This is a genomic window from Candidatus Omnitrophota bacterium, from assembly GCA_016929445.1.
Classification (GTDB): domain Bacteria; phylum Omnitrophota; class Gorgyraeia; order JAFGIU01; family JAFGIU01; genus JAFGIU01.
In genome coordinates this window covers 1-6,460 of sequence record JAFGIU010000111.1, presented here as the reverse complement: position 1 = coordinate 6,460, position 6,460 = coordinate 1, and the positions used below count along the sequence as shown (strand labels likewise).

The 6,460-nt window shown below is 57.7% G+C and carries 6 protein-coding genes; 5 read left to right on the top strand and 1 reads right to left on the bottom strand.

The window, feature by feature from the left end:
- A partial coding sequence (locus JW937_08790) for a nucleoside triphosphate pyrophosphohydrolase (protein MBN1587502.1) occupies positions 1-286 on the bottom strand: 286 nt, incomplete at its 3' end.
- 65 nt (positions 287-351) lie between these two features.
- On the opposite strand from JW937_08790, the gene JW937_08785 reads away from it, so the two are divergent.
- The 5 genes from JW937_08785 to JW937_08765 form a co-directional block, all read left to right on the top strand.
- Positions 352-1,440 (top strand): glycosyltransferase family 4 protein, encoded by a 1,089-nt coding sequence (locus JW937_08785; GenBank protein MBN1587501.1) that lies wholly within the window; start codon positions 352-354, stop codon positions 1,438-1,440.
- 105 nt (positions 1,441-1,545) lie between these two features.
- Positions 1,546-2,319 carry a polysaccharide deacetylase family protein gene (locus JW937_08780; GenBank protein MBN1587500.1) on the top strand — a complete coding sequence of 258 codons (774 nt, stop codon included), beginning with the start codon at positions 1,546-1,548 and terminating at the stop codon, positions 2,317-2,319.
- A 12-nt stretch (positions 2,320-2,331) separates the two neighbouring features.
- Positions 2,332-4,380, top strand: coding sequence for a glycosyltransferase family 9 protein (locus tag JW937_08775; protein ID MBN1587499.1), 2,049 nt, complete (start codon positions 2,332-2,334; stop codon positions 4,378-4,380).
- Positions 4,377-6,086: a Flp pilus assembly complex ATPase component TadA gene (gene tadA / locus JW937_08770; GenBank protein ID MBN1587498.1), complete on the top strand. Its 1,710-nt coding sequence runs from the start codon at positions 4,377-4,379 to the stop codon at positions 6,084-6,086. Before JW937_08775 ends, tadA begins: the two co-directional genes overlap by 4 nt.
- 13 nt (positions 6,087-6,099) lie before the next feature.
- A partial coding sequence (locus tag JW937_08765) for a type II secretion system F family protein (protein MBN1587497.1) occupies positions 6,100-6,460 on the top strand: 361 nt, incomplete at its 3' end.

Here is a 6,460-nt window from a genome sequence, read left to right as displayed (position 1 = left end):
GGTGGCGGCGCACCAGCTTGGTGTGCAGGTTCTCGATCACCTTCTGAATGTCAAACCGGCCTTCCTCAGAAGCGATCTGCGCGTGAAGCAGTACCTGCAAGAGGAGATCGCCCAATTCGTCGACAAGTTCTTTTTCCTTTCCGTTGCGGAGAGCGTCGACGACCTCATAGGCCTCTTCGATCAAGTGTGGAATAATAGACTCATGCGTCTGTTGGCGATCCCAAGGGCAACCGCCGGGAGCGCGCAGTGTGGCGACGACTTCCAGGAGTGAGTTGAACGCATCCATGGCCTTCAAGATAGCATAGGTCGGCGGCGGAAGCAGCTGGTTTAGTAAGGAAGGCACTCGTATCGGTGAAGATCTTACAGCTGAGCACCCATCTGGACCGGGGCGGAATTACCTCTTATGTGCTCAATCTTTCCCAAGGCCTGCGCGACCTCGGGCATGAGTGCGCGCTTTTTACCGGCGGGGGGACCCACGAGATTCGGTTGAAAGAACTGGGTTTAGCGCATGTGCGGGGGATGGTGCCCACAAGTTCTGAGCTCAATCCCAGGCTTATTCCTGCGACTTACCGGCTTGTCCGCCTTATCCGCAGAGAGAAGATTGAAATTCTCCACGCCCATTCGCGCGTGACGCAGGTGTTGTGCACTTTGGCCGGTGGTTTGACCCGGGTGCCGTGGGTTTCGACTTGCCACGGGGTTTACCGAAATCATTGGGGCAGGCGAGTCCTGCCTGCCTGGGGCCGGCGAACAGTGGCGATCAGCAAGGTGGTGGGTGATTGGCTGATCCGGGAAATGGGAGTGCCTGAGGCCCAGGTGCGGCGCGTGAATACGGGGTTGGACGCGGCGCAGTGGAGGCCGTCTTCGAGTGCAGAGCCTTCGCTCAAGGAGCGCTGCGGATGGCAGAATTCCCTGCTTATCGGCAGTGTGGGGCGCCTCTCCGAAGAAAAGGGACATACCGTGCTTGTCGAGGCCTTTGCGCAGGTTGCGGCAAAGAATCCCTTGGCGCGCCTGTTACTGGTGGGGGACGGACGGCTGCGGCCTGTTCTTGAGCAGCGGATCGGCGCGTTTGGTTTGCAGGGGATCGTGCGGATCGAACCCGCCTTGGATTTGCCGGCCCACCTCCATGAGCTGGATCTTTTTGTTCTGCCGACATCGGGTATTGAAGGCCTTGGGATTGCAGTGTTGGAGGCCATGGCTGCCTCGGTGCCGGTGGTGGCCACACGCAGCGGGGGGCCCGAGGAACTGATTGAACACGGCCGGACCGGCTGGTTGGTGGAGCGCGGGAAGCACGCGGCCATGGCCGGCTTGGTATTGGATCTTCTAAATGATGAGAGGCGGCGGGTTTCTACGGTGGAGCCTGCTTTGGAGTTTGTTAAGCGTGAGCACAGCATCGAAAACATGGCCCGGAGCACCGCAGAAATCTACCAAGAGCTAGTCTGAGCGTACTTTGTAGGATATAGTTTTATTAGGTATTTCTGCGCAGGTGTCAGGCACTGGTGCCTGGCACCGGTGCCTGGCACCGGGTTCAACCAGAGTGAACAAAACATGCGACGCAAGTTTCTTATTTTTGGGTTTTTGACTTTGTTAATTGGAACCGGAACGGTCTGTATCCGCTCCCAATACGTTCCCCCGGTCCTGATGTATCACAGCATCGACGAAAGAGCGCAGGAGACCAAGCTCAGTGTTACCCCCGAATCTTTTGACCTGCAGCTGGCGCGGCTCCAGGATTGGAATGCATCTGTCTTGTCCTTGGAGGAATTGGTCCGGGGGCTCAAAGGGGAGCAGGATCTTCCTGCCAATGCCCGGGTCCTAACCTTTGACGACGGCTTTGAAAATTTTTACAGCGAGGCCTATCCGGTTCTAAGGAAATACGGAGTGCCGGCCGCCGTATTTGTGGTAACCGAGTGGGTTGGGCGGGATGGATTTCTCAGTTGGGATCAACTCAGGGAATTGGCGGCGGATCCCCTGGTAACTGTGGGCTCTCACTCCTTCAGTCATGCTTGGTTGCCCAGCCAGGACGACGAGGCCCTCCGCAATGAATTGGAGGAGTCCAAGCGTGTGATGGAGGAGCAGTTGGGCGTGCCGGTCGAATTTTTGTGTTATCCCGCAGGGGCTTTTGACGCGCGCGTGCGCGAAGCGGCCATTGCCGCGGGCTATAAGGGGGCGGTTGCCACAAACCCCGGTCCCCATTATCCGGACCAGGATCCCTATGCGATCAAGCGCGTGCGGATTTCGCGTACCTCGGACAACCCGGCGGCGTTCTGGTTGGAGTCCTCCGGGTATTACACGTGGATTAAAGAGGTCCGCGACGAAGAATAAGCGAGGGGCCCTTTGAAAACACCTCGGCGTCTTCTTTTGTGGTTTCCCAATTGGCTGGGGGACGTGGTCTTTACCACACCGGTGCTGGAGAGCTTGAGGCAGGCCATGCCGCAAACCCGGCTTACCGGTTTGGCTGTGCCGCGGGCCGCGGAATTGCTGGAGGGCAATCCGTGGCTCGACGAGCTGCAGATTTACGATCCTGAGGGCGTACACCGCAGTCCAATCGGACTCAGGACTTTGGCCGGGTCGCTCCGGCGCGGCAATTTTGATGCGGCTCTTCTGCTCAAATCCTCCCGAACCCGCGCTTTGCTTTGCGCTGCCGCGGGAATTCCTGTGCGGGTCGGCGCGCTCAAAGGCGGTTTCCCATGGCCCCTCACCCATGCCTCGCACTTGCATTATGATTCCCTGCACCGGACGGATTACTATCTGGAGTTGTCCAAACCCCTGGGCATTTCTGCGGCGTCCGCATGCGTGAAATGGTTTGTTGCCGAGGGTTCTGCTCAGTTGTTGGAACCTTGGCTGCGGGAGCAGGCGATTTCTGAAGAAGAGCCGTACCTGGTCCTCCATCCGGGCGGAAATTGGGAGCCTAAGCGATGGCCTGCAGAGTCCTTTTCCCTGGCTGCCCGGCAGCTTTGCGAGTCGCACGGCATGAGGGCTGTGCTCATCGGCACTCAGCCCGAACGCGGTTTGGCCGAAGAGATTGCCGCCCAACTTCCCAATGCCCCTGTTATCGCAAGCGGTTCGCTCAATCTGAAACAACTTTCTGCTCTGCTTCAGGGAGCCCGCCTGATGCTCTCCAACGACAGTGGTCCTTTGCACATGGCAGTGGGATTGGGTGTTCCTGCCGTGGGGATTTACGGCCCCACAAACCCGGCTATCACCGGCCCGCGCGGAAACGGGCCTTTGCAAGTAGTGCAATCCGCAGAGCCGGGTTCTATAAAGGAAGTTCCCGTCGACAGGGTGGTCGAGGCCGCGCAGTCTGTCCTGGCCGGGAATCCTAGGGTGCGCTCCTTGCATCCACATCTGCCAATACAAGCCCGGAGACCGGTCAATCGAATTCTGGTTGTGACTCTGAGCAATCTGGGTGATGTCATCCTGACTCTCCCGGTGATCCATCAATTGGCTGAGCTTTTTCCTCAGGCGGATTTGGAAGTGGCTGTGGGGCCGCGTGCCGGCGCTCTCCTGGAAGGGGATGATCGTCTCAAGCGTCTTTGGGTTTATGATAAACAGGAGGGCTTGGACAAGCGTGTTCAATTGCTCTTGCAACTGCGTTCCAAGGAATACGATCTTCTGGTGGATTTGCGCTCTACGGTGCTGGGCTGGTTCTTGGCGCGATCCGCACACAATCCGGTTTTGCAAAGGGCGCCCCAATGGATGCAGCACCGGGTCGAACGCAATCTCTGGACCCTGGAGCGCGCCTTGGACGGAGTTTTCGGGCGTGGTTGCTGGAGGGCGGAGCGCTCATCGGCAGAACGGGCGCGGCAAAATGCCCGGCTTCTGCCCCTGAGAGATTCTGAAAGGGAGTGGGCAGAGTCTGCCCTGGGGGACAAGCCCCCGGAGCGCGGATGGGCCGTCTTGGGCGCGGGTGCGCGCAGTTATACAAAAATGTGGGATTGTGATCGTCTGGCCCAGGTGGCCCGGGAGCTTATCGGGAGCGGCTACGGAGTGATCTTGTTGGGCGGCCGGGCCGAGGCGGAAGCCTCCGGACGCCTGCTGCAGCGCTTGCGCGGCGAAAAGGGTATTTCGTCCGAAGTCCTAAAGGATTTGGCAGGCCGGACAAGCATTCGTCAGGCAGCTGCCGTGGTTGCGCGCGCCGGGTTGGTGATCGCCAATGACAGCGCGATCTCTCATTTGGCCTGGGCTTATGCGCGGCCTTCGGTCACGGTATTCGGTCCTACGGATCCGGAAAAGTACGCGCCGGCCGGGTCCGGGCACCGGATTGCGCGCGTGGGTTTGCCCTGCAGTCCTTGCGAACAAGCGCTGTGCCGCTATCATCATGAGTGTATGGAGTGGCTTTCACCCGGCGATATATGGAAGAAGGTGTTAGAGATAACACAATGAAACCTGCAAATTCTCGATTCATAGACAGCCTGGTTAGCCGCGGAATCATCGACGCGGGTTCTTTGGATGCTCTCTCCAAAGAGGTGCGGCGCCGGGGCGGGCGTTTGGGCAAGGTCCTGGTGGAAAAGCGTCTTCTCTCCGAGGACGAGTTCTTGTCCGTGGCAAGCGAAGAACTCGGTTTGCAACGCGTGGATCTCGCCAAGTTTGCGATCCCCCTGGAAGTGGTCGGCCTTTTGCCTGAGCGCATTATGCGGCGATACGGGATTTTCCCCGTTTCTCATGTGGGAGAAACAGTCACTATCGCGGTGAGTGATCCTACCAATCTCTTGGCCGTGGACGATGTCAAGTCGCTTACCGGATTCGAAGTGGCCCTGGTGTTGGCTCCGGCTGCTGCAATTGCGAAACTCATGGACTCCCATTTTTCTCCGGGCAGCGGGGTCGATTCAGCTGCCGCGGAGGCCACAACCAAGGACCGCACAACTCCATCTGTTGAAGGGGAGGAAGGCATTGACTTGGCTTTGGGCGCGGAGGAGAGCTCCAGCGCCCCTATTGTGCGCATGGTCAATCTGATTTTGACCCAGGGGATTACGGGGCGGGCCAGCGATATCCATTTGGAGCCCTACGAAGACCGGGTGCGGGTGCGGTACCGCGTGGACGGCGGTTTGCAGGAAGGCCCGACCATTCCCAGAAACAACCAGGCCGCGGTGACCGCGCGCCTTAAGATTGTCTCTGGCATGGACATTACAGAGACGCGCGTCCCCCAGGACGGGCGATTCAAGGTGCGTATCCACGGCAAAGAAATTGATTTCCGTGTTTCCGCTTTGCCGGTCACCTACGGCGAAAAGATGGTGCTGCGCGCGCTGGACAAAACCAACCTCACTGTGGGCCTGGAGACTTTGGGATTTCTGCCCGAGCCTCTGGCCGATTTCCAAAAGGCCATTGCCACGCCCTATGGAATGATTCTTGTGACGGGCCCAACCGGGAGCGGCAAGTCAACCACGCTTTATGCTGTCCTCAACCGCCTGAATCAGGAAGAGCGCAATATTGTCACTGTGGAAGATCCGGTGGAGTATCAGGTGGAGGGCATTACCCAGGTGCAGGTGCGGCCGGAAATCGGTTTAAGTTTTGCCAATGGGCTGCGAGCGCTTACGCGCCAAAGTCCGGATGTAATGATGGTGGGCGAAATCCGTGATTATGAAACAGCCGATATCGCAGTCAAGGCCTCCCTAACCGGCCACCTGGTTCTGAGCACCTTGCATACCAACGATGCTATCGGAGCCATTACCCGGTTGATCGATATGGGGGTTGAGCCGTTTTTGGTGGCAACCAGTCTGATTATGTCCGCAGCCCAAAGGTTATGCAGGCGCGTCTGTGACTATTGCTCCGAACCCGAACCCTTGACTGAAGAAGCAATCCAGGAACTCGGCATTACTCCGGAAATGTTGGCGGATGCCAATATCCGTAAGAGTGTGGGATGTTCTAAGTGCAATGGCACGGGATATCACGGTAGAATGGCCACACTGGAAACCTTTGTTCTGGATGATCGCGCCAGGGAGATGATTGCCAAACGCGCCTCAGCCTCAAAGATCAGCGATTATGCTGTTTCAAAAGGCATGCGCTCTTTGAGGCAGAATGTCTTGACCAAGGCATTGCGCGGGTGGACCACTCTGGACGAAGTCCGGCGTTTGACAGCCAAAGACAGCTAATAGGTAAAAATAGATGATATCGAAATTCAAATACCTTGCCAAAGATCCCAGCGGGAAAACCATTAAAGGAAGCGTGGAAGCGGAGTCTGAGATTGACGCCATTGTCATGCTTCGGCGCCGCAAGATCACGGTGATCACCCTCAATGAAATCAAGACCCGGGGCCAGAAGGTGGGGCGCGCCAAGATCAAGGTGGAGGAAATTTCGATCTTTTGCCGCCAGCTTTCAACCATGGTGGACTCGGGAATTCCCTTAGTCACTTGTCTGGAAGTCCTTTCCGAACAAACCGAGAACCGGATCTTCAGGGATATTCTGGAAAAAATCCGCTTGGATGTGAAGGAAGGAAGCGGGCTCTCCGACGCGCTGGGCCGACATC